Genomic DNA, 24,943 nt, shown 5'->3' with positions numbered 1-24,943 from the left:
GGAAGGCAACAGAACAATAGTCGAAAGTTGTCGGGTCACTCGTACCCAATTTGATGTCAGCCAATGAGCCGTATAAACCGCACGAGGTGCCTGGCATCGACGTTGCATAACGACTGATAGACAAATAGGAATCACCCACTCGCCTTGACGTCATTATCGGTGAGCACGCTCCGCCGGAATGGATGCACAATCAGGCGCATCCGGCAGCACAGGACAGCTGCCGGCTTCTAGAATGGAGAAGGTCAAGCGTGTCGGATGTTTTCGGATCGTTTAATCCGGCGGATTGAGGTGCAAGGCGCAGAAACGGCACTGCGGCCTCGCGTAGCGAAGATCGCTATCACCGGATCGATGTGCCGTACGGACTACCGAACCCACATCGCTGCCAGCGCAGTACAGTCGCTTCAGGGGCGCTTCAACAACCGGAGAGGCGCGGTGAGATGAATAGCTCAATCTCCAACCGCGCGAATTATTCTGAGATCAAGGAGGATGCGATGCCCGACGTCAAAGGCATTCCGCTTGATGCGCCTCTTTACCATGGGGGCAAAAATCGTGGCACTGCGTTTCTCGGCTGCCAAGCCATAAACCTTATGTTCAGCGTGGGGCACGAGGCGAATTGTTTATTGCCGAAGGAGCTAGCACCTGCAGCAAACCCTGCAATCGCCATTGTGGGGGTCGCGAGCTATCGCTCAAGCACTGTCGGGCCATACTTGGAGTGCTATTCAGGAATTCAAGTTCGTGATCCCGACGGTGAGACTGGCTACTACATCCCTTACATTTACGTGACGGTAAATGATGCAGCTCTCGCCTCGGGACGAGAGGTTCTTGGTGCTCCAAAAAAGCTGGCGCACATTAGACTGATCAGAGAAGGCGGTCTAATTCAGGGTACGCTCGAGCGTCCGAAAGGCAAGCGCCTGCTGACCCTTACCGCTCAACCAGACGAGCGCATGAGCTCGGATTCGCGGCAGATGTATTCTGCGCGGACGAATTTCTACTCGGTTCGGCAGCTGCCGTCCATCATTGAGTCCGGGAAGGGAGAGGTCACGCAACTCGTCAAATGGTGTACGGACCGAACGTTGCGACGCGACGAGCGTGGCGAAGAAGTTCTATTTACTGGACCAACCTCCCTAACTTACGACTCCCCCTCGATTATCGATCCCGTGCACAACTTGACAGTTGGCCAAGCCCTGCTCGGCACATACGAGGAGTATGACGCAAGGCTCGAGGCCATTGATATCCTTTCGGAGGAATCAAACCCGGTAAACAGATGATCGACGAGCTTGAAGAATTCATCCAATCCTAAATTGCTGCCAGGGCTGTCGGTTTGCCAGCTGACGGGCGGTATGTGGGGTTCACCTCCTCCCGGCGACTCATTCTGGAAGATGGTCGACAAGGCCGGCTTCAAGACCCACGTCTACAACAAGAATAGCGGCAATAAGGAGAAGAAGGCCGACGTGGCGATCGCCACAGCCATGATGGATGGGCGTTCAACATCATCGACAAGGACAACGACGATATCCTGCTGGTTGCCTCGTCAGAAGCAGACGAAAGAGCTGCGCCGGACATGTCGGCTACGGGCCGATTTTGTTGCAGAACTACCTTGAGGAGCGGTGCGAACCGTGATTCCGTCGAAGTGAAGCGGCTATCGACGGAGAGAATCGATGATGGGGCGGCGCAAGGGCGAGCAGGGTCATCTGTTCTATGCGTTCGACCTCGAGGCCGTAGTGCCGGACGACCATCAGGTTCGGCAAATTGCGGCAGTTCTCAATCTGTCGTGGGTGCGCGTCGAGCTTGCGCCGCATTACTCCAACACTGGCCGACCATCGGTCGATCCGGAGCTGATGATCCGGATGCTCATCCTTGGCTACGTATTCGCGATCCGCTCGGAGCGCGCACTATGCCGCGAGGTTCAGCTCAATTTCGCCTATCGCTGGTTCTGCGGCCTTGGCATAGAAGACAGGATCCCGGATCACTCGGCATTCACGCGCGCCCGCAACGAGAGATTTCGCGATCATGATGTCTTTCGTCACGTCTTCGAGCGCGTCGTCGCTTCGTGCATCAAGGCTGGCCTTGTCGGCGGCAATGGTTTCGCCGTCGATGCCAGCTTGATCGCGGCGGACGCCAATAAGTGCCGCTCGACGCCGGGCGATAAATGGAGCCACGACATCGACCCGATGGGGGCTAGGCGCGCCGTTCAGGACTATCTCGCCAATCTCGACGATCCAGCATGGGGTCGTGCCACCGACGTCGTGCCGAAGTTTGTCGCGCCGTCCGACCCAGCCGCGCAGTGGACTGGCGCACTGCGCAACGCCGCGTTCTTCGCCTACGCCGACAATTACCTCATCGACATCAAGTTCGGTATTATCATGGATGTCGAAGCGTCCCGGGCGATCCGCCAATCCGAGGTTGGCGCATCCCAAACGATGATCGAAAGGACTGAGAAGACGTTCGGCATCAAACCCGACTGGCTCGTCGCGGATACGGCCTACGGCGCGGCCCAAAATCTCCACTTCCTGGTCGATGTGAAGGGGATCGCGCCCCACATCCCGGTGATCGACAAGTCACAGCGCGACGACGGCACGTTCAGCCGCGACGATTTCATCTATGACGAGGCGCGCGATCAATATGTCTGCCGCAGCGGCAAGATCCTGCCGCGCACGCGGACCACGCGGAGATGACGCTATCTCGTATTTCTCGCGCGTCGCCGATTGCCGCGACTGCCCGCTCCAAATCCAAGTGCTGTCCAAACTCGCCGAGCCGGAAGCCGCCACGTGCACGAGGCAGCGCGCGATGTCGCCCGGGCTATCGCCAAGACACCTGCCTACGATCAGACCCGACGAGATCGCAAGAAGGTTGAGATGCTGTTTGCGCACCTCAAGCGGATCCTGCGGTTCGACCGCCTAAGACTGCGTGGACCGGCCGGCGCGCGGTTCGAATTTACGCTTGCAGCAATAGCTCAGAACCTTCGTCGCTTTGCCAAGCTGGCGCTCCATCCACCCAACACGGCCGCACTATGCGTTGCGTAAGTGCGTCCGTCGCGTTGTTGCGTCAGGCATCAGTGCCCGGCCGTCTCCGCAGCCCATGCCGGGCAGGCGGCCAAGAGATCGCGAGCCCAAATTTTCAGATCTCAGCCCGGCTGAGAGCGTCGATCCTACCGACTTCTGCAACAAAATCGGCCCAAAAGCGCAAACCCGCATTTCTCTGCAGCTCGCTTCGCCCGCCGCAACGTGCTTTCAAGAAAAACGACATAGCAGTTGACTCTTTCTGAATACACTTTCCGATGGCGCGGACTTGATGATGCGCCTAAATGGTTTGCGATGCGCAATACAGCGCGACGCGATATAGCCGCGGGGAGGCAACATGGGGAACACCCTTGTTGTACACGCGAAACGTCTGCCTCAGTCTCAGAAAGCGCGACGGGCGGCGCAGTATGTCCGCATGTCGACGGATTACAAGCAATACTCGATTGAGAATCAGGCAGTGGTCATCGCGACCTACGCCGAACTTCACAAGCTAACCATGGTCCACACCTATCGTGACGAGGGAGAAAGCGGCCTCAGAATCGAAAACCGGGGGGCCTTACCGAACTGGTTGAAGACGTGCAATCGGGACGCGCTGACTTCGCGCATCTGCTTGTCTTCGACGTGAGCCGATGGGGACGCTTTCAGGACGTTGACGAGAGCGCGCACTACGAGTTCATCTGCCGCAAGGCGGGCGTCCAGGTTGCTTATTGCGCGGAGCAATTCGACAATGACGGAAGCCTTCTCGCTAGCATCATGAAGAATATTAAGAGAGTGATGGCAGCTGAGTTCAGTCGGGAACTCTCCGCCAAAGTTTTCGCAGGGGCAGTCCGACTGACGAATCGCGGCGATGATCAGGTCTCGCACGGATTATTACCACCTTTTAGGAGCGTGCCGGGGCCCTCAGATGCCGGCTTTTGCCGGCCGCGTTGCTCAAATGCATAGAGCGCTCCCTACGGGGCGCTCTAAGATCGTCAGTTACGCCTTCGGCAAACTGCCGGCGCGCAAGATGGCTTCGCATCTTGCTCGGACGCTTTGATGCTCGGTGCGCATGTGCATCGAGTAGATTTCCTCAAGCCCAAGGAAGACGTCTTCAACCGCTCCGGAGCCGCGTGCATTTTCGAGATCCTTTTCGACCCGTGCCAAAATCTTCAACTCTTTGGCGCAAGCTCTGTCTGCCTTTTGTTTTGTTACCGTTTTCACTGTCGTTTTCTCCGTCGATCTTTCTGAGATCGAGATAGTCGTCCGGAGCCAGAAATAAGCAACGACAGGCGCTCCCTCGCGCCTTTAGGCTTGCGCCACTGGACATACGCGCGAGGACGCAGGACTCTGAGGAAAACGATTACGCCTGCCGCACGAGGTTTTCTGGACCTCATCGCGACAATAGGAAATGCGATTCGGCCCTGTCAACGTTTAAGTTGTATTGTTTTTTATAACACGTATTGAACCATTAATTATATCGACACGCAAAGGTGCACCGTGTTTGAATCGCGCGATGAAGCGCAGCTCAAACCAAACTCGCAGATGTGGACGGAAAGCGAAGCTTTTCAACTGCTGCGTTGCTCGACGAGCCACGTGAGACATCTGCGGCTCACTCGTCAGCTCGGGTGTTATCCAGGCCGCCCCGGCCTCTCACAAGCCGATCTGGAAGTATACGTCGCGGCAGTGAAGATCATCAGAGTTCGAATGCCCGGAACAGCCAAGGGGTACGCCGTCGTACCGTCGCTTCGGCAAGGTGGCGGACCCACGCGATACGGTCGCCTTCCATTCGATCCGCCTGCCGACAGAGCCAAAGTCAGGCTTCAACATCGGCACCCACCGGAGGGCCGCTGCTTCCGGATCGGCGCTTGGACGTTCTGCGGTATGCTTCATGCGACGGTTAGCCGGGTGGGCACTTTAATCGGCGGCCGTCGCGCGACCGCCAGCTCCTCCCAGGCGGCCTGGACGCGGGCGCGGGCCGCGTCGAATATCTCGGCAGTGCCGCTCCGCGATCCTCCTCTGGCGAGCTGCTAGGCGACGATCGGTCGGGCCGAGGAATAGTGATTGTGGACCGCGGGCAAAGCCTGTAGCACCATGGTAGCGACGCGGCTACGTTGGGACGCATGACGGGCGGGCGCGTACAAGAGGAACTGATTGGCTGCTCCGACTGCGGCGGCAATGTCTCGTTTTCGGCCGTCGCCTGCCCGCACTGCGGCTCGCGTGAGCCAGCCGGTCATTATGTGCAAAGCTCCGAAGAGCAACGCCTACACCCGATCGAAGAGCTGAACGATCAGGCACTGATCGGCATGATTGTCTTGTGTACAGGTATCGGCTTCTTCTACGGCGCGGTGATGATCGGTCCCGGTGGCGCCGCCGGCTATGGCCTAGTCGGCGCTATCATCGGTGCATCGGCCGGTTTCATCATCAATGTCAGCCCCCGGCTGTTTGGATGATCCTGCACCGGTCACGCCGCCGACACAAACACCGGGAAATATCCCGGTGTCACAACCAATGATCGCGGGGAAGCCAATGCCGCCTCTCCTCAATCCAGTTCTCGCCAATCTAGCGCCCTCTGGGTCCGACCTTACCGTGTACGATGAAGAGCACATGACCACGTATTGGCGCCTGCTCGACGCCAATGCCGAGGGCGCTGACTGGCGCGAGGTATCGCGGATCGTCCTTGGTATCGACCCAGACCGCGAGCCCAAGCGGGCCCGGCAGGCATTTTGAAACCCATCTTGAGCGCGCGCTCTGGATGGCCAACAGCGGATACCGTCAACTGCGAGGCGGGCCTTCGAAGGCTCCGTAACGGCAGCGAGCGCGGACAGTCTCTCGAGCAAAACGGCCGGCGGAGGTCATCCACCGCCGGCCATCTTACGCTGCCTTGGGCTGGGGGGCTGATTAGGCAGCGATAACCGTGGCTGCAAGCCTGCCGAACGGCGGTTAATAACCCACTAACCGATTCGGGCGGGCTCCGGATCATTCGAAGGCCGGAAATGGGCGGACTTGCGTCTTCAGGCGAGCCCCCTTGTAATCGGCATTCAGCGCAGCATGGACCTGGGGCGGCCAAAATGTTCGGATGGGGACGATCAAAGAAGTCGGTTCTGGCCTCTGCCGAAAAGGCTATAGGCGATCTCTTCGAACCTCTGACGCTCCTGTCAGCCCTCGACAGGCTGCTTCCGCTGTACCTCAAGGAAACCGATGAAGGCCGGTTGGTTTACCCTGCCTGCAAGCGTGGACTGGGCGACACCGACGGAATGTGCGTGCCATCTGGGAGCACACGCGGCTCGAAGCCTGCCGCTACGTGATGATGGTGCCGCGGCGCGACGTAGATCTTTTGGTCAGCGCCGTCCGCCAGGCCGAAATGATGGATGCCTTTCTCAGGCAGGCTCCGCACGAAGAAACCGTCGCCGACTTCAAGGGCGTTCCTGTTGTCGATTATCCAGTTGCGATCATGGCGGGCCTGAATTGGCTCGATCATTGCTCCTTCATCGGCGGCGTCGACCCTGACAAGTTCAGCCGAACGAGACGAGACTTTCGACGGCTCGTGGTGCTCGCGCAGCAATGGTGGGCGATCGAAAACGCTGAACCGCGCTGCTATGAGATGCTTGCGAACTGTCAGGTCCCGCCGCTGATGTTCTATCTCATGTGGCAGAGCTTCACGCGCTTGGCCAAGGAGATCGCGATTGCGGCGATATACGGCTCCTCGCTCGATCGCGCCATCGAGCTTGACCGGCAGCATCTTCAAACGACACTCGGTTCGCAGCCCGACAAAATGCAAGCTGCGCTCTCTGCTCTGAGCGAAACCGCAGCCAGATTAAAAGACGCTTCTGATCCAGACGACTTGGGCCGTCGATAATAGCGCCGCGGCTCGCGCGCTTAGATCAAGGGCGAAACGAGCTCGACTGGGCAGTCAAATCTGAGGCGGTGCAGGCGTGATCGGCAAGCCCTTAGTCGCGCTTCAGCTACCAGATATGCCCCATCGCCAGACGAGGATGACGCGCGGCGCAGAAAGCTGGGCCTCAATCTACGTCGCCTTGGGCTTCACGCTTTCAATTGACGGGACGGCGATATCGATGATCCCTCTGTTTCCTTGGAAGCTTGCAGTTGACGTCGTGGTGCGTCGCTCACGGTTCTTCTTTTTCTCAATAGCGGACGGTTTCAGAACAAGCTCTTGGGCTGGAAGGCCAAGTAAGAACAGAAGGCTCGCTAAGTTTGCTCTGGGATTACTTGTGGCTTTGCCGCATATGTGGGCTCGGGCTTGGTGGGTGAGCCACTCCTTCGATCGGCTTCTCGCCTACGGCGGCCTTCGCCGCCGGTAATCTCCAATTTATCGAAACCACGAATTGCTTGGCAGGAGGACGGCTATTTTGAGATCCCGCACTCGTGCTTGGCGACCCAAGTCCTTGGTGTCGGCAGCGAGCTCATCAAGCTGCGCAAATGTTGGCTTAACGCTTGCTGCGGCCTTCTCCCAATGCGACTGGTCATCGGTTGCCAAGGCCGTCCATACATGCATCCGAGTTTCAAATACGCGCTATTCGATGCGCTCGTCTTCGACCACGTGATCTTTTTGGCGGACCACGGTCGCCAACGATCCGCTCGCGCTTCGGGAGGCATGGATCGTGTAGCCGCCAATTGCTGCGGTCATCAGAAGGAGAAATCCGAAACCAACCATCAGCCGACCGGCGATTTTGACATTTGCAAGCACTTGCTATGGCTCTCTGCTAGCGGAAGGTTGCCGTGCTTAGAATGCTCGCGTGCAGCGACCTGATCGCCCGGTGAAAACGTCAGCTATAGACAGGACGATTTCAGTTTGGCGAGTTCGAGGTTGCGCTCAATCAGATCGAGACTGGTTTCAAGGTTGGCCCTAGCTGAAGCGTCGCCAATCTTTTGTATGGCAGCTCGTATCTGACGATGAGTCTGCTCCAGCGTGGCGATGGCATGATCAATCGTGAGCTTGGCGTTCGCTTGAATGGATTTAAGCCGTGGATTTGGATTTGCACATCGACCGGAATCACACGCCATCGGGAACGGCACCACCGGCGTGTCACACTTGCCAAGGACGGTCGTTTCTGCTGCTTCACGAGTGGCCCGCACCGGCGCACTCGGTCGACGAAACTCCACAACATTGGGCATTTCGAACCTCGATCAAAGCGCATCCAAAATCACGCGCGCGCAGTCATGCTGATAGATCCGCGCGCGAATGGAATTACATGAGCAGCAACGCTTGTTGGTTCGGGTTGTAAGGCTGGCCCAGTTAATAAACTTCTTTAAATGCGGGTCGTCCGCTTTGCCCGCAACAAACGATCGACGGCATACATCCTGTAACATTTGCGGGATGCAACTTGAAGCACGAAGCTGAATTCCAGCGCCCGGCCATCGAGCCGTGCAGAAAATCCTCAAGGAAGGCGGCATAAACGCACCGAGAAAGGAATACATGATCTCGCGTACACACTACTTGGGTTCGAGCGTCTGATCCGGCCGCAAAACGATCGCACAAAAAAAGTTCGTTGCCGACAGGCCGTCGACGAAGGCTGTACGTCAACCGACAGATTCAGGTTCGAAGTCGGCGACCACTTTCGAAGCAGCCCGAGGGCCTGGCAGTGGATGTTATCGCGTACGTGCTCATCCCTTTCACACTTTCGATAGAGCGGTGCAGACACTTGGAGAGAGCAAATCGCCCAATTGAAGTCGCAAACGGAGTCCGCGAAAGAAGTACCGTGTGCAAGCTTCGCACTGCGGCGGGTCCTCTTTCAGCCCGCGCGACTAAGGCGGGCCGTTGGCGATCGCCCGAGAGGATTTTATGCGCATGTAGCGCCTGCAAGAGCATGATCTTCTGCCGAGCCGGCTGATAGATTACATCACGTGATACAGAAAATGTCACGAGGCACAGCAGCCCAATCGGCCAAGAATGGTCAGTCCAGGTAACCCCAACCGAGGTTAGCCAATGCAGAAGCCAACACGCTGTCCCCACGTCGACGACGGTGCGCCGTCCGGTGCGCTGCTTACCCGTTACGATGAGGGACATCTCGCCACCTATTCGCGGATGCTGGATGCCGACAGGGAAGGGGCCGATTGGCGCAAGGTGTCACGGATCATCCTGCATATCGATCCCGAACGCGAGCCAGCGCGTGCTAGGCGCGCTTTCGACAGCCATTTGGCCCGCGCGAAGTGGATGACCGAGTATGGTTACAGACAGCTATTGCGTGGCGGTGTTACGGGCCATGAGCTGAGCGACGGCAAGCTGTCGTGCCACAGTTGGTCCGCTGACCACCAATGACGGCCGGGGGTCTTTCTCTATCCACCCGCCCTTCCATCTCCGTGAGGCTGAGCGAGCTGAACTCGGCATTCTCTTAGCCACGACCTGACAGGAAGCGACGGCGCCTATCGGCGGAAGGCGCCGATCGTGTTGCGCCGCGATCCCAAGCGTGAACCAAACGATGCCCACAGAATGCTTGAGCTCAATTCAATAAAACAAGGCAGCCGGACGGCCATTCAAAAATGCGGGGTTATCGCTGATGACTTAACGTGACACCGAGTTTCAACGCCCTTCTGCCGCAACGCGGCCGCGCTCCGCTTCAACAGCTTTGCGATTTCCGATACGGGTGTTCGCGCCCTTGAATTTGCTTGGGGAGTTTGACGTCGGTCGGCGCGTAAGCCTTGCGCTTTAGCCAATTACATCTCGAATAGCGTCAAATTGCGCAGCACGCGGTTTGGTTGATCAAGTGTGAGAGACCGGCAAACAGTGTAACCATTTATGAACGGAATGGACCGCGTCGCCAGCCTCGGCATTGGATTCAGTGAGGACGAGCTTGTCGGCTTAAACGACGAGGCTGCCGTGTTCGCCCTTGCGCACGTTGGCCTTATGGTCCAGCGCCTGTTTGAACGTCATCCAAATCGGCGATCGGTAGCCTTTGGTTACGGCTTCCGGTCACAGCATGTGAACATTGATACCTTGCTACGGGATGCCATTGGCGCCCAGGGGCCGCGCGATATGCCCGCTGTCATTACCGGCATTCCAAGGCTTGATCCAGGGTCGCACGCCGTCTTCGACCTCGCGGACGATTTGGTCGGATGCGTTGACAGATGTCTGCGTCCTTGTCGTTGCCTTTCATGGCTTGAGGGTTGCGGCATGCAACCGACTAGCCGCGCGGCGATGAGCGGGGGTAGCGGTCAGGGTAAAAAAGCAGGGGGGTTGCGACCCCGGATGCTTGGTCCGGGACTACACGGCCCGTGCTTTTTGGCCTTGACAGAGGGCCGCAGGCCCCTCGACCAGTTTCTCGGTTCGGAACATCGCACTTCTCCTTGTGCGGCGAGAACACGGACTTTCATCTAAATGGTAGGCTATAGCCAGTGTTTTAACCGATCGAGGAATGGCAAGCTTCGAGACATGAAGCCTCGTGCGCTACTGGCCTGGAACGTCCGTCGGATCCGCATCAAACGTGGTATGTCGCAGGAACGATTGGCTCGCACGGCGGGGATCGATCGTTCCTACTTGGCCGGTCTTGAGCGCCAATCGAAAAATCCGACGATTGATGTTCTCGATCGCATTTCCGAAGCGCTCGGCGTTCATCCGTCCGATCTCTTTGTTGAGCCGAGCTGTGCGAGCATTCTCAAGATTTCGCCCCGGCCTAAGCGGCCGCGTCTGCTTCGCAAGAACGGGTAGCCATTCATACGCGACGGGAGAGCAACACAAGCCATCTCGATAACGCGACGCCGGTCGGCAGGATTATGCAGCGCTCAGAATGTTTTCCCATGAGGCACGTCTCTTCGAAGGCATAGCGCGAAGCCATAATGACTGCACGATATGCTTTGGTATCTAATCCCGACAGGTTCTTTGGCCGAATCGACGCAAGCCGCTCGCTCGCTACCGCGCCCGGAGGCCGCGCCTTGCGCGCGGCCTGCTCAGACTCGCGGCCAGCTGATTCAGGAGACACTAGGGTGCGCTTCGGTAACATTGTCATCTGAGCCAATATGAGGGGGCAGTTTTCGTGGCGCGCGGCACAATTACGATAATACGCACGATTGTGGTCATACGATTTCTCGTTGAGTACGACAGATATCGGATGCATGCGTGCCTATTCCATCCTTCCTATCTGGCACATAGAAGCGCGCCACGGACTTTCTCCAATTTTGATTTACGGAATCACGACTACGGATGGATGAGATCTGCTGCCCTCTCTCCGATCATAATAGACGTTGCGTTGGTATTCCCAGCGATATGACGAGGAAAGATGGAGGCGTCCGCAACCCACAAATTCTCAGTACCTCTCACTCTGAGAGAAGGCGTGAGAACCGCACGATCGTCTGTTCCCATGCGGCAAGTTCCGACGGGATGAAAGAAGGGGACAGTCGCTTTCCGAATATACGCTTCATCTGCCTGCCGCCCGGCCCCTGGTACGGGTGCGTCCCTGAACTTGACGACATGAGAGCCGAACGGAGGCATAGAGCAGATCTTCCGGACCCAATCCAATCCCCGCATAACTCCCTCAAAATCATCAGGATGTTCAAGCAAGCGCGGAAAGATGGCGATTGGAGCGAGAGGATCGTTCGATGTCAGTTCGAGATGACCCGTGCTCTTCGGATAATTGACGTTCACCAGGATGGTCACCAGGTTAGCTCTCGGGGTTTTCAGCCTTCCATTCTCCTTGGTGAGGCCGAACGGGAAGAGGTGAAATTGCAGATCCGGCTCAGCAAGCTCAGGAGACGATCTGAGAAAGGCGAGGACTTGCGCCGTCGGCACGCTCATGAACCCCGACCGTTTGAAGACCCACTCCGCCAAGGCGAGTGCTCCCCTTACCGGATGCGACAGTGCATTCGCGGTCTCTACATCGAGTTCGGCAAGGACATACAGACCCGGGTGCTCCATCAAATTCCGTCCAACCTCAGGACTTTCCACACGGGGAACAATGCCATGTTTTGTGAGATGACGGGGATCACCGACACCGGAAAGCATCAACAAGTGCGGGGAATTGATGGAGCCGGCCGAAAGAATGACACCCTTTCTTGCGACGAAATCGACATTTTGTCCGTGATGCGTGGCGGCAACACCCCTCGCGCGCGTCTTGTCAAACAGAATGTGGCGAACGATGGTATCATCCAAGAACTTCAGATCAGTTGCTGACAGCTTTGGCCTTATGAAAGCCTCGAAGGCCGAAAGCCGACGCCCGTCGCGCGTCGATCCTTGGTTCCAGGCAACTCCCTCGTGCGAGGCACCATTCAAATCCTCATTGAAGGGAATGCCAGCGGCTTGAACGCTGTCGATAAACTTCTGTGAAATGGGGTGACGCCAACGTAAAGCTGAGACCCGTTGAGGTCCGAGCCCTCCGCGAAATTGATTGTCTCTGTCCTCATCCGCCGTCTCCATTTTTCGGAAGTACGGCAACACGTCCTTCCATCCCCATCCTCTGTTGCCCAGCGCCTCCCAAGCGTCATAGTCCCGCGCGGCCCCGCGGATGAAGATCATCCCATTTATGGCAGATGAACCTCCCGGCACCTTGCCACGAGGCCAGTCCTCGACCACGCCGCCCCTGCTCGGATCTGGCTCCGTCTTGTAAGCCCAGTCGTACCGTCTATTCCCGATCGTATAGACGAGGGCACCCGGAACATGAGACAGATTGAGACGCTCCTTCTTCCCGGCTTCCAGCAACAGGACCGATTGTTTTCGCTCAACCAATCGCGCCGCCAGAGGACATCCAGCACTTCCGGATCCTACGACAATGTAGTCAAACTCCATGCTGTTCACTCTCCGAATAGGAGCGCCATTGGATGGCCGCGCAATCCTGCAAAGTCATTGATGGTGCGGGTCTATTTCTGTCAGATGGCAAGCAGCCAATTCATCGCGTCCGCGTGCCGCGAGCGGCGGATCATCAATGGCGCACTTATCGAGCGCGAACGGGCAGCGTGGTCTAAAACTGCAGCCTGCTGGGATGTGGATTGGGTTGGGCGGCTCACCTTCCAGGAGGTAGGTCTCAGCCTTGAAAGGACGTTCCTCAACCGCCGGTACCGCGCTCAAGAGCGCACGGGTATAGGGGTGTCTCGGCTCGATGAAAGTGGTCCGATTGTCAGCCAGCTCCACCACGCGCCCCAGATACATCACGGCGATGCGATTGCAGGCTCGCCGCACCATCCCAAGATCGTGTGAGATGTAGATGTAGGTAATTACGCGTTGGTCCTGAAGCCGCTGAAAAAGGGCGAGCAGTTTGCGCTGCTCGACCTGGTCGAGCGCCGATAGCGTCTCATCAAGAATAAGCAACTCGGGATCGAGGACCAGGGCCCGGGCGATACTCACACGCTGACGCTGCCCGGCGCTCAATCCGACCGGAAGCTTGCCGAACAGGTCGAGAGACAGTCCGACTTCCTGCATGGTCGCCGCAACCCGATCGCGGAGCTCGGAACGCGACATCCCTCCATGGATGTACAGAGGTTCGGCGATGGTTCGCCCGATCGAAAAATGAGGCGGAATGGAGCTAAACGGATCTTGCAGGAGAAGCTGGAATTTCCTTCGGAGCGCCAATAGGCGCTCGGCCTTCATAGACGCGATATCTTCGCCCATGAACAAAATCTGCCCTGAATCCGGGACCTCCAGGCGGCTTAGGAGACGCGAAAGCGTTGACTTCCCGCACCCCGATTCGCCGACGATCGCCAAATTGTCACCTCGTCGAACATCGAACGAAGCGCCCCGCACCGCGTGCACGAACTGGTTTGCAAACAGCTTGTTTCTATCCCTCGTGGGATAAATCCGGCTGACGTTTCGCACCGACAGAATGACATCATTTGCGGCAGGTGACACCTCATCTGCAACGGCTTCAGTCGAGCTCTGCCATATGCGGGGGATGTCCGCTATCAACTGCTTTGTATAGGCATGTTGCGGAGCCGCGAGCAATTGCTGAACGCTTTGCGTCTCGACGACGCGGCCGCCTGCGAGAACAAGAACCCGGTGCGCGATTTCGTTGATGACCCCGAAAGAAGATGAAACGAACAGAATCGCCGTCTTGAAATCCCGCTGCAACTCGCGCAGGAGCCGAAGGATTTGAGCAGCGACGGTAACGTCAAGAGGTTGCGTAATGTTGTCGGCGACCAGAAGGTCCGGGTTCGTCACGAGCGCATCCACGATCAGGGCGCGTTGCATCATTCCGCCGCTGAACTGGAACGGAAACTCCTCAAATCGCTGTTTCGCGCCGGGCATCTTTACGGCATCGAGCAGGCGTATGACACGTCCCTCTGCCTCGCCGTTGGAGATATCAGGCTCGATGGATTTGAGTTTTTCGACGATTTGCCGGCCAACCGGAAGGGTTGGATCGAGAGCACTGGCGGGATCGGAGCCTATGTAGGCAATCTTGCGCCCACGGAGCGCCTGCATTTTTGCCCGGGGTAGTCTCAGAAGATCGTTGCCGCGATAACTGATAGCGCCCGATTCGATTTCGAGTGGGCTGGTGACCCACCTGACAAGCGCCCGCGACAGCACGGTCTTTCCCGAGCCGCTCTCGCCGATGATGCCGAGCACTTCGTTTTCATCGACACTCAGATTGACGTCGGTGAGCACGGCGCGCGTTCCGCGCGGCCCGAGTTCAAGGGTGACGGTCAGATTGCGGACATCAAGAATGTTGACCGGCGATATCATTCGAATCCCAGCAAGATCTTGTTGCGAGATCGCTCGAGAGCTCCTCCCATGATGTTGATGCAACAGAGTGTGATCGCGAGCAGGAGGCCTGGCACCGTGGTGATCCACCAGGCATTCAAAATGTACTTCGTGCCGTCAGCGATGATGGTGCCGAATGTCGGGGTGGGCGGCTGAATGCCGATCCCGATAAAGCCCAGCACAGCCTCGAAAATCATCATGCGGGCAATGTCCAGGATTGCGACAAAGGCGATCGGAGGCAAGATGTTGGGCGCGATATGAACGAGCAGGACCCGCGCGTCTGAGGCGCCGAGAATCTTTATCGCTCGAACATATTCTTTGCGGCGCTCGGACAGGGTCACACTGCGCGCTACGCGAGAATACGCCGGCCAGCCGGCAAGAATCAGAACAAGGATGATGGCCAGCGGAGTGGGACGTGAAACGCCGAGAACTGTGATCGCCAGAATGATCGCGGGAATCGACATCTGCGCGTCTGTGATCCGCATCAAGAGCAAGCCGGCCCATCCGCCGAAATAGCCTGAGATCATGCCAATGGCTGAGCCAAGGATGAACATTCCCGCAACGCTCGTGATGCCGATCAGCAGGGCATTCCGAAGACCGATGAGGGAGCGGGTAAACAGATCACGGCCGAGTTGATCGGTGCCAAACAGATAAGGCCAGCTCGAATGATCCAGCAGTGCCGGTGGCAGGAATTTCTTGCTGACATTGAATTGGGTCGGCGACAGATTGAGAATGTAGGGTCCCAGGACAGAAAGGATGATCAGCAGGCAAAACAGGGCAAATCCAATCCTGAACTCAGTTGTTCGCCATGCCTGCACGAAGATGCTGGCCGCGATGCCGCGACCTCGTGTTGCCGCAGGGCTGTCGGTCCTGGCCGAAAGTTCCGTCGATGCTAGTATTGGAGCCTCCTGTCGATCGCCATCGCTGCAAAGTCGACGAGAATATTGAGCATCACCAAGGTCGCACAGGCGAGGATCGCGATGGCCTGGATAACTGGGAAATCCCGTTGGAAGACCGCGTTGATAATCAAAAGGCCAACGCCGGGATAGTTGAAGACGTATTCGACGACGAACAGACCACCAAGCAAAACCCCAATGGCCTGTATCCCGAGTACATTGAGGACGGGGATGCTCGAATTGCGCAGCACGTGCGCGACAATCATTCGGCTGCGCGAGAGACCGCGAATCTCACCCTGCGACACGTATGGCTCGACAAGATTTCCGCTCACCGAGACCGAGACGGACCGAATGAGGGTCGGAGCAAGTTCGATCGCGAGAACAATGGCGGGCAAGATTGCGTAGCTCGGCCCCTGATAGCCGATCGCCGGCAGCCATCCGGCCTTGGCGGAGACGAGAAAGATGAGAACGAGGGCCAACCATACATTGGGGAGTGAGACCAGGACGGAAGCCAAATGCAGTGCAAGCCGATCCGGCCATCGTCCTGATCTCAAGCCCGCGGCTATGCCGATCGGGAGCGCGATTGCCAAGGCAAACAGGAATGCAAGGCCAGCAAGGAGCAGGCTGAAGGGTAGACTGGTTGTGATGAGGCCCAAAACGGATGCACGGTTGGCGGCATCGAAAGTCGAGCCGCCTCGCGAGCCGCCAGTGCTGCCGCCTTGTGCGCTTCTGACGAAAGAGCTCCCGAAATCCCCCGTCAGGATTTGCGCGACATAGCGGCCGAATTGAATCGGGATTGGATCCCTCAGGCCCATATCTTTGGCGGTCTGCTCTGCGACAGATACTGACGCCATTGGCCCCAGCATCATACGCACAGGGTCGCCGGGAACGACGCGCAGCAGCGTAAAGATGAGCATCGTCACGAGGACGACCAATACCAACCCTTGTGCAAGGCGCCGAGCGAAGAAGTCGAGCGCAAACAGCATGTCGGCTCCTGGCCTCCCAAAGACTTTTGCTGCGGCCCCTTTAGCTCAGGTCCGCCTTGCTCAGGTCAATCGGCCCGTTGGGGAAATAGTATGCCCCCGTCAGATTCCTGGCTGCGGCATGGAAGGTCACGGCGGAAAAGAGCGACAAGCTCGGAACCTTGTTTGCGAGAGTGGGAAACGTCTCATTCTTGAAAATGCTGCGGCGCTCTTCCGGGTTTGTAGCGGCGCGTTCCTTGTCTAGCACCGCGTCAATTTCCCGGTCGTTGATCCCGGTGATCAGCGCGGCGCTTGAATGCCAGTTCGGTCGAAGCACGAGATCCGGCTCCGGCGATCCGGTCATCCAGCCGACGTCGCACATGTGGCCCTGGCCCTGGCCGTCAGCGCGGCGATAGATCGCCTGCTCCCACGCGGCCGGTTCAAGAACAGTCAGGCGAACATCAAGCCCCTGTTCTGCGAGCATCGCTGTGATCAGCTCGCCATACTCTTTCGTCTTCGGATAGAACCCGATCGAGGTGATATATTCGAGTTGCGGCAGCCCCCTTCCTTTGGGAAACCCTGCCTCGGCGAGAAGCTTCTGGCAGGCATCCGGATCGAACTTGGGATAATCAGGAATGTCCGTGAAGCCGAACTTGGTCGGCGAAATATAGCAGTTAGACGGTGTGGCCGCCTCGCCCATCAGCGACAGGATTTGATCGCGGTCGATGGCGTGGCAAACTGCGCGGCGAATGCGTGCGTCGTTGAAGGGAGGCTTGTTGCACCGGAAGTGCAAATATTTGTTTTCGGTCGTCAGCGCCCTGTGGGTGGTGACTTTCGGGTTGCTTGACAACGAGGCGTATTGCTCGGGCTCCAGCCGTTCGGCAATGTGATATTCGCCGTTCAACAGGCCCAGCGCGCGCGTGTTGGCGTCCGGAACGTAGGCATAGACGATCCGATCGATCTTGGGACGTCCGCCGTAGAATTCATCATTCGCTTCGAGGCTGTTCCTGTCTCCCTGCGTGCCCGCATATTTGAAGGCGTTCGTGCCGTTCGGGCGCTTTTGGAGGAGCGCGGGATCGGCAATATCCTTTGCCGACAGGATTGGAAGGAAGCTCGAAATGAACCAGAAGGCAGACGCGGGGTAGCCGTGTTTTTCGGTCTTCAACCGGACCGTCAGTTTGTCGACGACCTCGACATCAACGCGGCCCGGATAGAGGGCGGATGCCGGGCGCGCCGGATTGGAGGCATACTCCATGGTCGCCTTAACATCTTCAGCACCGAACTCCTTGCCATCGTGGAATTTGACGCCGTCCCGAAGCTTGAACTCCAGGGTGTGCGCATCAATCAGCTTCCAACTGGTGGCGAGGTCTGGGGTCAGCTCTTCAGACTTACCCTCCCGCATTTCGCAGCGTGTCAGATGATTGAATACGAACTTTTCGAACTTCAACTGCCCCAGGGTCGTGTGAGAGGTCGGATCCCAATTGCCGGTGACCGGGCCCATCGACGCCAGCACGAGGGTTTTACTTTGCGCCGCCTTCGCTGGGAGCGGTTTGAGACCCGCTCCGCTAGCCACGGCAACTGCTCCGGCTCCTGCAAGCAACTCTCTCCGTGTTACCATTTCGAGTCCCCTCTTCTTGGGTTAGACGCGCAAACAGCGCGCTTGATGAGCGCTCTCTTCACATAAATTGGTCCAGGACCGCGCTTTCCAGCGCGATGCTGATCTGCTTCATCTCGCCCGCGAGCTGATCAGGCAGGCCTGCGCGAACCTTCGTGCCTTCACGAAGAGCGCAATTGCGCGCAGCAGCGCGGCTAGGTGATGGTCCGCCGACGACGCTGTTGAGACGAATGTAACTATGGCCCATGTCACAACGCCTCCGTCCTTCAGGCAACGCGGTAGCGGTTGATCACGCCTGGATCAGGGTCGAGGCCAAGCCCCGGCCCCGTCGGCACGGCAACCTTTCCATTGACCGGAAGCGTAGCACCGCCGTAGATCTCGGCCTCGAAGTCGCAATAGAGCCGCTCGAGCATCGGGACTGATCGCTGCGCCGCATTGAGGTGTATGGTCGCGACCTGGCCGGGGCCGAAGATTGCACAATGCGGCACGAATTCGATTGATTCAGCCTGACAAAGCGATGCGATCTTCACGAGCTCGGAAATACCGCCAGCTTTCGCGACATCAGGCTGCGCAATGTCGATGGCCCCTGCGGCGATCATCGCAACAAAATCATGCAGGCTGCCGGCATTTTCGCCGGCGGCGATGTGGTGCCGCCCGGTTGAACGAATGCGGGCCAGCCCAGCATAGTTCTCTGGTGGCCAGACCGGCTCCTCCAGCCAGTACAGATTGAGAGGCTCGAGAAGCCGATCGTATTTGAGCGCCTCCGCCACCGGCCATGGGCAATTGGTATCCAGCATGACGGCGGCCTGCGCCCCTGCGGCTTCGACGGCGGCGTGGATTTCGTCCTCGGTGATCTCGTGCAACTTGATGTAACGATATCCGCGCTCAATTGCCTGCCGGGTGGCCCTGACGACATCGGCGCAATTGCCGTAGCGCATCAGACTGGCATAGACCTCGACTTCGCTGGCGAATGCACCGCCTAGCAATGCGGTGAGCGGCAGTCCGGAGATCTTGCCGAGGATGTCCCACAGGGCGATGTCGACCGCCGAGACGCCATAGATGATAGGGCCCACGCGGCCAAAATTCTGGAGCCGGAATTCCACATCATACTTGATCTTGCCGATTTCCAGGGCGCTCCGGCCGATCACGAGCGGTAACACGCGCGTCTCGATCATCGCCTTGAGCGACTTGTCCTCGCACCGCGAGAAGGCTTCGCCCCACCCCACGATGCCCTGTTCGGTTTCCAGTCTCACCAACAGCGTGTCGAACTGCAGTTTCGGCGCTCCGCCGAAGCTCCAAGGCGGCACTCCGCCGGATTCGAACGGAATCGATACCAGGATCGCATCCGCCTTTACGATCTTGTGAGAGGCGGCTGACGACGAAAGGCGCTGCAGACCGGCGAAGCTAACGCCCTTGGTTTCGGAAATGCGCAAGCACGGCCCCGCTCAACTGCTGATTGTCGACAATTAACAAACAACACGAATTCTCTGGTGTCAATGGCGAATGTTCGCCAATATCCGCCGTGACTCAGAACGAACATTCCGCAAACGCGGTTGGAGGAAGAATGGCTGCTAAGATCATCTCGGGATTAGTCGAGAAGCGGAGTTTGGACCGTGCGGCTGCCGACGTTATCCGCCAGACGATCACCAGTGGCGGCCTCGCGCCGGGAAAGCGCCTGACAGAAACCGAACTGTCCACGGAGCTCAACGTGTCGCGGGGTACGATAAGGGCGGCGTTGCAGCGGCTGATGAGCGAGGGCCTGGTGAAGCAGAAGCCTTACTCGGGCTGGGAAGTCGCGAGCTTGACATCCAAGGATGCATGGGAGCTCTACACACTTCGATCCAGCCTCGAGGGCCTGGCCGCACAGCTCGCTGCCGCCAACCCGAATCGGAGGCAACCGATCGAGGCGGCTTACGACGACATGAAGGCCGCCGCAAAAAGCCGCAACCAGAAGCGGATTAACGATAGTGATCTCGCGCTTCACAAGACGATCGTTGTCCTTTCGGGACACAACCGCCTCGCCGATCATTACGGCTTAGTCGAACATCAGGTTTGCATGTACATGGCCTCTTCAAACGCAATCCTTGAACGGCCCGACATGGTCATCGCGAACCACGAGAAAATGGTCAACGCGCTGCTCAGGGGCGATGCGGCCGCCTCCGAACGTTACGCACGCGAGCACAACAAGACCTCAGGCGAGCTTCTGGTTCGGCACCTTCAGGAGACGGAAGCCAAACAGACCAACAAAGTGGCTTCGCGCAAGCTCTAGGGAGGGAAGGCATTGCAGTCAGCGACCGCAAAATTCGCGCAGCCGGCTGGGCCGGATCATTTGGCGACATTCGCCGCAGGATCGAGGCCCTCCGGTTAGTATCGCTTATCACCCAGTCCCCATGCCGAACGTTGCCGGAACGATCGACCGGGCGATAAACGGGCCCTTGCTGATCGGCCCAAGATCTGCCGAGGGTACGAATGAAAGCCGCGGATCGCGTCCTTCAGCCACCTGCTCACTGTGCTGGTTGATTGTCCTCTGACCCAACGACGCAAAAACGGAAGAGAGAGAGAGAACCGAATTCATCAGACGGTGAGTAGCCTGTAGTTGTCTTTTCCATCACACATCCTAACGTTTGAAATAACCTCGGTGTTGAAATACGTATTCCGGCCGAAGTCGTAGGAGCTGACGCAACACAATGGAGGGGCAAGAAAACACTTGGTCCCACAACTCACCATAGGGCTTCGAGCGTGGCTGTGGAATTTCGAGATCTACGCTGGGCGATCGCTGCGTCCCAGCATCGAAGCATCCGTCAAGCGGCAGAGACGCTTAGAATCAAGCAGTCGACGCTCAGTCGCTGCCTACGAAGTCTCGAACACACGTTGGGCAGCAAACTATTCGAGCGCACCAACGGAGGCACGCGACCAACGATGGAAGGTCGAGAATTTCTCGAGGATGCCCGGCGCATCGTAGGCGAATCTGAAGCAATGGCCGCTCGCCTCAAGACCCGCTCGCGTCGCGAGAGCGGTCGGTTGACCATCGGGATCCATACCTCCCTGTCAGCCGGCAATCTCCGAGCCACTCTCCTCGAGCACAGGCACCGCTTTCCCGATGTCGATAGACAGTTTGTCGACGGAGCGAGCGAGCATCTGATTTCGGACCTCGCCAGCTCAGCCATCGATGTCGCTGTCGTGGCGGATCCCAACCCGACTTGGAGCGGCAAGTCATTGGTGCTCTGGAGCGAACGTGTTGTTGCTGCCCTCCCTGCGAAACATCGTCTGGCAAGTCATGACGTAGTTCAATGGGGCGAACTGCGGCGCGAACCGCTTTTGATGTCACAGCGTGGCCCCGGACCGGAACTCCTCAAGCTTCTCATCAGCAAATTAGGATCTTCCGATCCTTGCAAGCTGCTTCGCCATGACGTGGGGCTCGACCGGCTTCTCTCCATGGTGGGCATGGACTTCGGTATTCTCCTCGCCCTGGAAAGTGCGACTGGCGCGACTTATCCCGGTGTCATCTTCCGGGAGGTGCATGATGCGGAGGGGCCGACGCGGCTGAGCTTCCGCGTCTATTGGCGGCAGTCCAACGGCAATCCATTAGTACGTCCGTTTCTGGACCTCCTTCGCGAGCGCTACCCGGATCTTTCCGCTGCTGTTGGTGCGGGCTGAGCAGAATTTCGCCGGGCCTTCGCAAAAGCGCGGTCGGTTGCCATGAAACGTTCGATCATCGGCGCGATCAATTTGGCAGGTTCGTTCGGCGTCGTAGTGCCTCCGCTACGTGTTAAAATCTCGGCGTAGCTTTTGAGATCCCTGAAAACCGCCGCCGGCAACTCGATCGTGAGCTTTACCGGCTTGTCGTCTTCAAGCGGTCCAAGCTTGAGCTTCGTCATGGCGCCCCTCCCTTTCCGTATGGAGCCAACACTAAATCCCGCGTAACGATGACCCGGACCGGGAAACCCGGCCTAATAGTCAGCGTCGGCTGGATGTTGAGCTGACGTTGCACGATCTGTTGTCCGGTCTGACTGATGCTGTTGGACGCGCCGCTACGGATTGCTTGAACGAGGTTGTTCTCATTCTGGCTCGTGCCCGCCTCGGCTCCGACGCTGAGCATGGTCGAGAGAACGGCGGCCTTGAACAGCATGCCCCAGTGGTTGTCGACCTCGTCCTCGAGACCGGCATAACCAGCGGTGTCGGCGCCGGGCTGGCGCTCCAGCACGATCGAGTTGCCGTCCGGCATGATGATGCGAGTCCAGACCAGGAGTATGCGGGACTGGCCGAACGCGACGGAACTATCGTACTGACCTATCAGTTTCGCGCCCTGAGGGATGAGAAGATATTTTCCGGACGGGCTATCCCAGACCGCCTCCGTGATTTGAGCCGTGACTTGGCCAGGCAGATCGGACCGAATGCCCGTGATGAGCGCAGCCGGGATCACAGTGCCGGCCTGCACGACATAAGGAGAGACTTTGGCCTCGAGCCGATCCGGACTGACCGTGCGCTTGTCCGTCGCCGCATTGAGGAAGGCCGTCTTGCGGTCTTGCATGTTCTGGGCGGAGCCGGCATCGACGGGCGGTGTCGCGGCCGGGGTCGTCACGGCGCCGGTGGCGGCGGTCGGGATGAGTTGGCCGGCGCTCTGCGGTTGCTGAGCAGTCTGGGCGAAGAGACGACTGACCCGTGCCGCCTCGATTTCCTGGCCCCTGCGCTGCGTCTCCGGATCAGACGTTGCTGCCATGGTGTTCGGAGCGGTGCCGGCGTTGAGGATCGGCTTGCCGAGATCGCCGGGCAGCGGCGGCCCGAGCGGCGGCGCTTGACGCGGCAGACCGGTGTAGTCCTTCGGCAAGGCAGCGAGGCTCTCGACCGAAGGCCTGTTCTGGGTGCTGAGCAGCTCTTGGCCGGTCTGCGGCTTGTTGCCGGTCTTGAGCGCGTAGCCGAGCGCGCCCGCGACGGCGAGGGCCGACACCGCGCCGAGGCCGACAAGCACCTTGCGCGAGAGCCGTGTGACACGCGGCCGCACGCCTCGGAGCCGAAGGTGCGGCGGCGCGACGGGCGGGATGTCGCTCTGATGTTCGTCTTCGCTGCCTATCGCCATGAGCGCGGCCTTCCGTCGGTGCGGACGATGCGCACGCGCCGCTCGCTGTCCTTGTCGCCAAGACGCAATTCGGCGGCAGCGAACAGGCGGTCCACGATGTAGTAGTTGCGGTTGACGCGGTAGTTCACCAGTTCGGACCCGCCGGCCGGACCGATGACGAACAGCGGCGGCATTTCGCCCTGGACGATCCCGCTGGGGAACTCGATGTAGACCTTATTCCCGTCGTCAAAGGCGCGCAGCGGACGCCAGGCCGGATCATCGCCCTCGATCGCGTAGCGGAAGTTGATCGCGGCGAGATCGACGCCAGCCGCGATGGGGGCTGCGGTTTCAGCGGCCGCATTCTGCCGCCGAAGCGCAATGAGTTGATCCTCGGGATACTGCCAGGAGACCGAAGCCATGTAGGTCTTCTCCGTCGAGCGCAGCTCGAGGAGATAGGTCCGCCGGTCGGTGTTGATGACGAGGTTGGTGACCAATTCCGGCCGCGTCGGCTTGACCAGGATGTGGATCTTCCTGGTCGCGCCCGCGCCGCTCTCGGTATCACCGATGATCCAGCGCACAGTGTCACCGGCGGCGACCGGACCGGAACCGACGAGTTGCTCGCCTTCCTGGAGGGCGACATCGGTGATCTGACCTGGCGCGGTATAGACCTGGTAGAGGGCTCCGCCCGAGAAAGGATAGACCTGTACCGCGTTGATGAATCCGTTGCGAACCGGCTGCACCCGTGCCGCGGCGTTGGCCTGTTTGACGCGAACCTTCGGATCGGCGGCTTCGGGGGTGCGCTTGCCGGCGGCGAGCGGTTTCAACTGCCCTGGCAGCGGCAGCGGTTTTGGCAACTCCACGATCTGGACGGGCCGCGGCGGATCAGCGGTGAGCGTCGCCGGCTCCGCGCTATCGTAGTTGATGTCGGGCGGGATGAAATTGTGCGCGCAGCCACCGAGCGTCGAGGCGGATATGAGTAAAGCCGCAAGTGCGGGTTTACTGAAGCATGTATCGCTGCCTTTCCGGCCTTGGTGAACGATGGAGAAACGTAAAGCCGGACCGCCGGCTCTTGAGAAAATCGGCGGGGTCATTGTCCCAGCTCCTTTGACCAGTTGATGGCGTTGACGTAGATCCCGAGTGGATTCTTGCGAAGCCGATCGGCGTCGGTAGGCGGCTGAATCGCGATGGTGAGGATCGCGGTCCAACGTGTGGTGCCAGCGAGCGCCCCGTCTTGATAGCGGTGCTCGACCCAGGCCACGCGAAAACTGTCGGGCGAGGCGCGGATGACGCTGGAGACGTCGATCGCGACCTGCTGCTTGCCGAGATTGGCGAAGGGGTCATTGGCGCGGGCGTAGTCGTTCAACGCCGCCGCGCCCGCCGTCGTCGTGAAATCATAAGCCTGCAGCCAGTTGTGCCGCACGATGATCGGGTCGGCCGGAAGCGAGCGGACGATCTGGATGAAATGGGCGAGATACCAGGCAATCTGCGGGTCGTTCGGCCTGTAGTCGGCGACGGCGGGCGCCACGGCTTGCGCCTCGCCGAGCTTGTCGACCTGCACCACCCAGGGCACGACGGTGCCATGCGTGGATTGCCAGACGAGCCCCCCGGCGAGGCCGGAAGCGAGGATCAACGAACCGAAAGCCATCAGCCGCCAGTTCCTGGCCTGCACGCGGGCGGAGCCGATGCGTTCGTCCCAAACTTGCGCAGCGCGCTGATAGGGCGTTTCGGGTTCGGGTGTACGGCCGTAGCGCACCGACGTTCGCCGAAAGACTGACAT

General features: G+C 58.8%; 21 protein-coding genes and 4 pseudogenes. 11 read left to right on the top strand and 14 right to left on the bottom strand.

The genetic code is table 11. The features are described 5' to 3' along the window. The first annotated feature begins 437 nt into the window (after positions 1-437). From I6F36_RS31760 to I6F36_RS31745, 4 genes and pseudogenes are all read left to right on the top strand, one after another. The gene (locus I6F36_RS31760) at positions 438-1,268 is read left to right on the top strand and encodes an acetoacetate decarboxylase family protein (protein WP_225129179.1); all 831 of its coding nucleotides are present in this window, start codon (positions 438-440) and stop codon (positions 1,266-1,268) included. A 9-nt stretch (positions 1,269-1,277) separates the two neighbouring features. After that, on the top strand, positions 1,278-1,601 hold the full coding sequence (locus I6F36_RS31755) for a hypothetical protein (RefSeq protein ID WP_225129178.1): 324 nt from the start codon (positions 1,278-1,280) through the stop codon (positions 1,599-1,601). Positions 1,602-1,658: 57 nt separating this feature from the next. Further along, positions 1,659-3,023 (top strand): annotated as a pseudogene (locus I6F36_RS31750) (transposase). Between the two features lie 334 nt (positions 3,024-3,357). Continuing rightward, positions 3,358-3,866, top strand: a pseudogene (locus tag I6F36_RS31745) (recombinase family protein); the annotation flags it as partial. A 129-nt stretch (positions 3,867-3,995) separates the two neighbouring features. On the opposite strand, the gene I6F36_RS31740 reads toward I6F36_RS31745, so the two are convergent. Further along, positions 3,996-4,220, bottom strand: a complete 225-nt coding sequence (locus I6F36_RS31740) for a hypothetical protein (RefSeq protein ID WP_157785281.1) — start codon at positions 4,218-4,220, stop codon at positions 3,996-3,998. An 899-nt stretch (positions 4,221-5,119) separates the two neighbouring features. On the opposite strand from I6F36_RS31740, the gene I6F36_RS31735 reads away from it, so the two are divergent. From I6F36_RS31735 to I6F36_RS31725, 3 genes and pseudogenes are all read left to right on the top strand, one after another. After that, a complete protein-coding gene (locus tag I6F36_RS31735; protein ID WP_050992060.1) occupies positions 5,120-5,449 on the top strand; it encodes a hypothetical protein in 330 nt (109 codons plus the stop codon). Positions 5,450-5,525: 76 nt separating this feature from the next. Continuing rightward, positions 5,526-5,805 (top strand): annotated as a pseudogene (locus I6F36_RS31730) (DUF2285 domain-containing protein). A 450-nt stretch (positions 5,806-6,255) separates the two neighbouring features. Beyond that, the gene (locus I6F36_RS31725) at positions 6,256-6,855 is read left to right on the top strand and encodes a hypothetical protein (RefSeq protein ID WP_225145037.1); all 600 of its coding nucleotides are present in this window, start codon (positions 6,256-6,258) and stop codon (positions 6,853-6,855) included. 675 nt (positions 6,856-7,530) lie between these two features. On the opposite strand, the gene I6F36_RS31720 is transcribed toward I6F36_RS31725, so the two are convergent. Together I6F36_RS31720 and I6F36_RS31715 are read right to left on the bottom strand one after the other, a co-directional pair. Further along, a complete protein-coding gene (locus I6F36_RS31720) occupies positions 7,531-7,704 on the bottom strand; it encodes a hypothetical protein (RefSeq protein WP_157785279.1) in 174 nt (57 codons plus the stop codon). 83 nt (positions 7,705-7,787) lie between these two features. Next, positions 7,788-8,132, bottom strand: a complete 345-nt coding sequence (locus tag I6F36_RS31715; protein ID WP_157785278.1) for a hypothetical protein — start codon at positions 8,130-8,132, stop codon at positions 7,788-7,790. A gap of 811 nt (positions 8,133-8,943) precedes the next feature. On the opposite strand from I6F36_RS31715, the gene I6F36_RS31710 reads away from it, so the two are divergent. Beyond that, positions 8,944-9,276, top strand: a complete 333-nt coding sequence (locus I6F36_RS31710; RefSeq protein WP_225145036.1) for a DUF2285 domain-containing protein — start codon at positions 8,944-8,946, stop codon at positions 9,274-9,276. 540 nt (positions 9,277-9,816) lie between these two features. On the opposite strand, the pseudogene I6F36_RS39905 reads toward I6F36_RS31710, so the two are convergent. Continuing rightward, a pseudogene (locus I6F36_RS39905) lies at positions 9,817-10,038 on the bottom strand (ArdC-like ssDNA-binding domain-containing protein). Between the two features lie 348 nt (positions 10,039-10,386). Here I6F36_RS39905 and I6F36_RS31700 point away from each other — a divergent pair. Beyond that, positions 10,387-10,662 carry a helix-turn-helix domain-containing protein gene (locus tag I6F36_RS31700; protein ID WP_225145035.1) on the top strand — a complete coding sequence of 92 codons (276 nt, stop codon included), beginning with the start codon at positions 10,387-10,389 and terminating at the stop codon, positions 10,660-10,662. 486 nt (positions 10,663-11,148) lie between these two features. Here the strand turns inward: I6F36_RS31700 and I6F36_RS31695 are convergent, their stop codons facing one another. The 6 genes from I6F36_RS31695 to I6F36_RS31670 all read right to left on the bottom strand — a co-directional run bounded on the left by I6F36_RS31695 (position 11,149) and on the right by I6F36_RS31670 (position 19,543). Next, entirely contained in the window at positions 11,149-12,732 is a 1,584-nt protein-coding gene (locus tag I6F36_RS31695) for a GMC family oxidoreductase (protein ID WP_225172861.1), read from the bottom strand. 54 nt (positions 12,733-12,786) lie between these two features. Next, positions 12,787-14,619, bottom strand: a complete 1,833-nt coding sequence (locus I6F36_RS31690) for an ABC transporter ATP-binding protein (protein WP_225145033.1) — start codon at positions 14,617-14,619, stop codon at positions 12,787-12,789. After that, positions 14,616-15,536, bottom strand: coding sequence for an ABC transporter permease (locus I6F36_RS31685; RefSeq protein WP_097669317.1), 921 nt, complete (start codon positions 15,534-15,536; stop codon positions 14,616-14,618). The genes I6F36_RS31690 and I6F36_RS31685 overlap by 4 nt, the downstream gene beginning before the upstream one ends. Continuing rightward, complete coding sequence (locus I6F36_RS31680; RefSeq protein WP_225145053.1) at positions 15,530-16,516, bottom strand: ABC transporter permease; 987 nt, start codon at positions 16,514-16,516, stop codon at positions 15,530-15,532. Before I6F36_RS31680 ends, I6F36_RS31685 begins: the two co-directional genes overlap by 7 nt. A 43-nt stretch (positions 16,517-16,559) precedes the next feature. Next, entirely contained in the window at positions 16,560-18,068 is a 1,509-nt protein-coding gene (locus tag I6F36_RS31675; protein ID WP_225145032.1) for an ABC transporter substrate-binding protein, read from the bottom strand. A gap of 308 nt (positions 18,069-18,376) precedes the next feature. Next, positions 18,377-19,543, bottom strand: coding sequence for a mandelate racemase/muconate lactonizing enzyme family protein (locus tag I6F36_RS31670; protein ID WP_050992058.1), 1,167 nt, complete (start codon positions 19,541-19,543; stop codon positions 18,377-18,379). Positions 19,544-19,674: 131 nt separating this feature from the next. Here I6F36_RS31670 and I6F36_RS31665 point away from each other — a divergent pair, with 131 nt between their 5' ends. Both I6F36_RS31665 and I6F36_RS31660 read left to right on the top strand, forming a co-directional pair. Next, positions 19,675-20,379, top strand: coding sequence for a GntR family transcriptional regulator (locus I6F36_RS31665; protein ID WP_128930987.1), 705 nt, complete (start codon positions 19,675-19,677; stop codon positions 20,377-20,379). Between the two features lie 470 nt (positions 20,380-20,849). Further along, complete coding sequence (locus tag I6F36_RS31660) at positions 20,850-21,767, top strand: LysR family transcriptional regulator (RefSeq protein WP_225145031.1); 918 nt, start codon at positions 20,850-20,852, stop codon at positions 21,765-21,767. On the opposite strand, the gene I6F36_RS31655 is transcribed toward I6F36_RS31660, so the two are convergent. Genes I6F36_RS31655 through trbF form a run of 4 tightly spaced genes read right to left on the bottom strand, consistent with a single transcriptional unit; the run spans position 21,731 to position 24,943 of the window. Next, a complete protein-coding gene (locus I6F36_RS31655) occupies positions 21,731-21,988 on the bottom strand; it encodes a DUF2274 domain-containing protein (protein WP_225129157.1) in 258 nt (85 codons plus the stop codon). The genes I6F36_RS31660 and I6F36_RS31655 overlap by 37 nt on opposite strands. Then, a complete protein-coding gene (locus I6F36_RS31650; RefSeq protein WP_225145030.1) occupies positions 21,985-23,187 on the bottom strand; it encodes a TrbI/VirB10 family protein in 1,203 nt (400 codons plus the stop codon). Before I6F36_RS31650 ends, I6F36_RS31655 begins: the two co-directional genes overlap by 4 nt. Continuing rightward, positions 23,178-24,257 (bottom strand): P-type conjugative transfer protein TrbG, encoded by a 1,080-nt coding sequence (gene trbG, locus I6F36_RS31645; RefSeq protein ID WP_225145052.1) that lies wholly within the window; start codon positions 24,255-24,257, stop codon positions 23,178-23,180. The genes I6F36_RS31650 and trbG overlap by 10 nt, the downstream gene beginning before the upstream one ends. After that, positions 24,254-24,943: a conjugal transfer protein TrbF gene (gene trbF / locus I6F36_RS31640; protein WP_225172860.1), complete on the bottom strand. Its 690-nt coding sequence runs from the start codon at positions 24,941-24,943 to the stop codon at positions 24,254-24,256. Before trbF ends, trbG begins: the two co-directional genes overlap by 4 nt.

The organism is Bradyrhizobium sp. BRP19 (assembly GCF_020194195.1).
Classification (GTDB): domain Bacteria; phylum Pseudomonadota; class Alphaproteobacteria; order Rhizobiales; family Xanthobacteraceae; genus Bradyrhizobium; species Bradyrhizobium yuanmingense.
The sequence above is the reverse complement of the archived record's forward strand: the minus strand, read 5'-3'. Positions and strand labels throughout refer to the sequence as shown.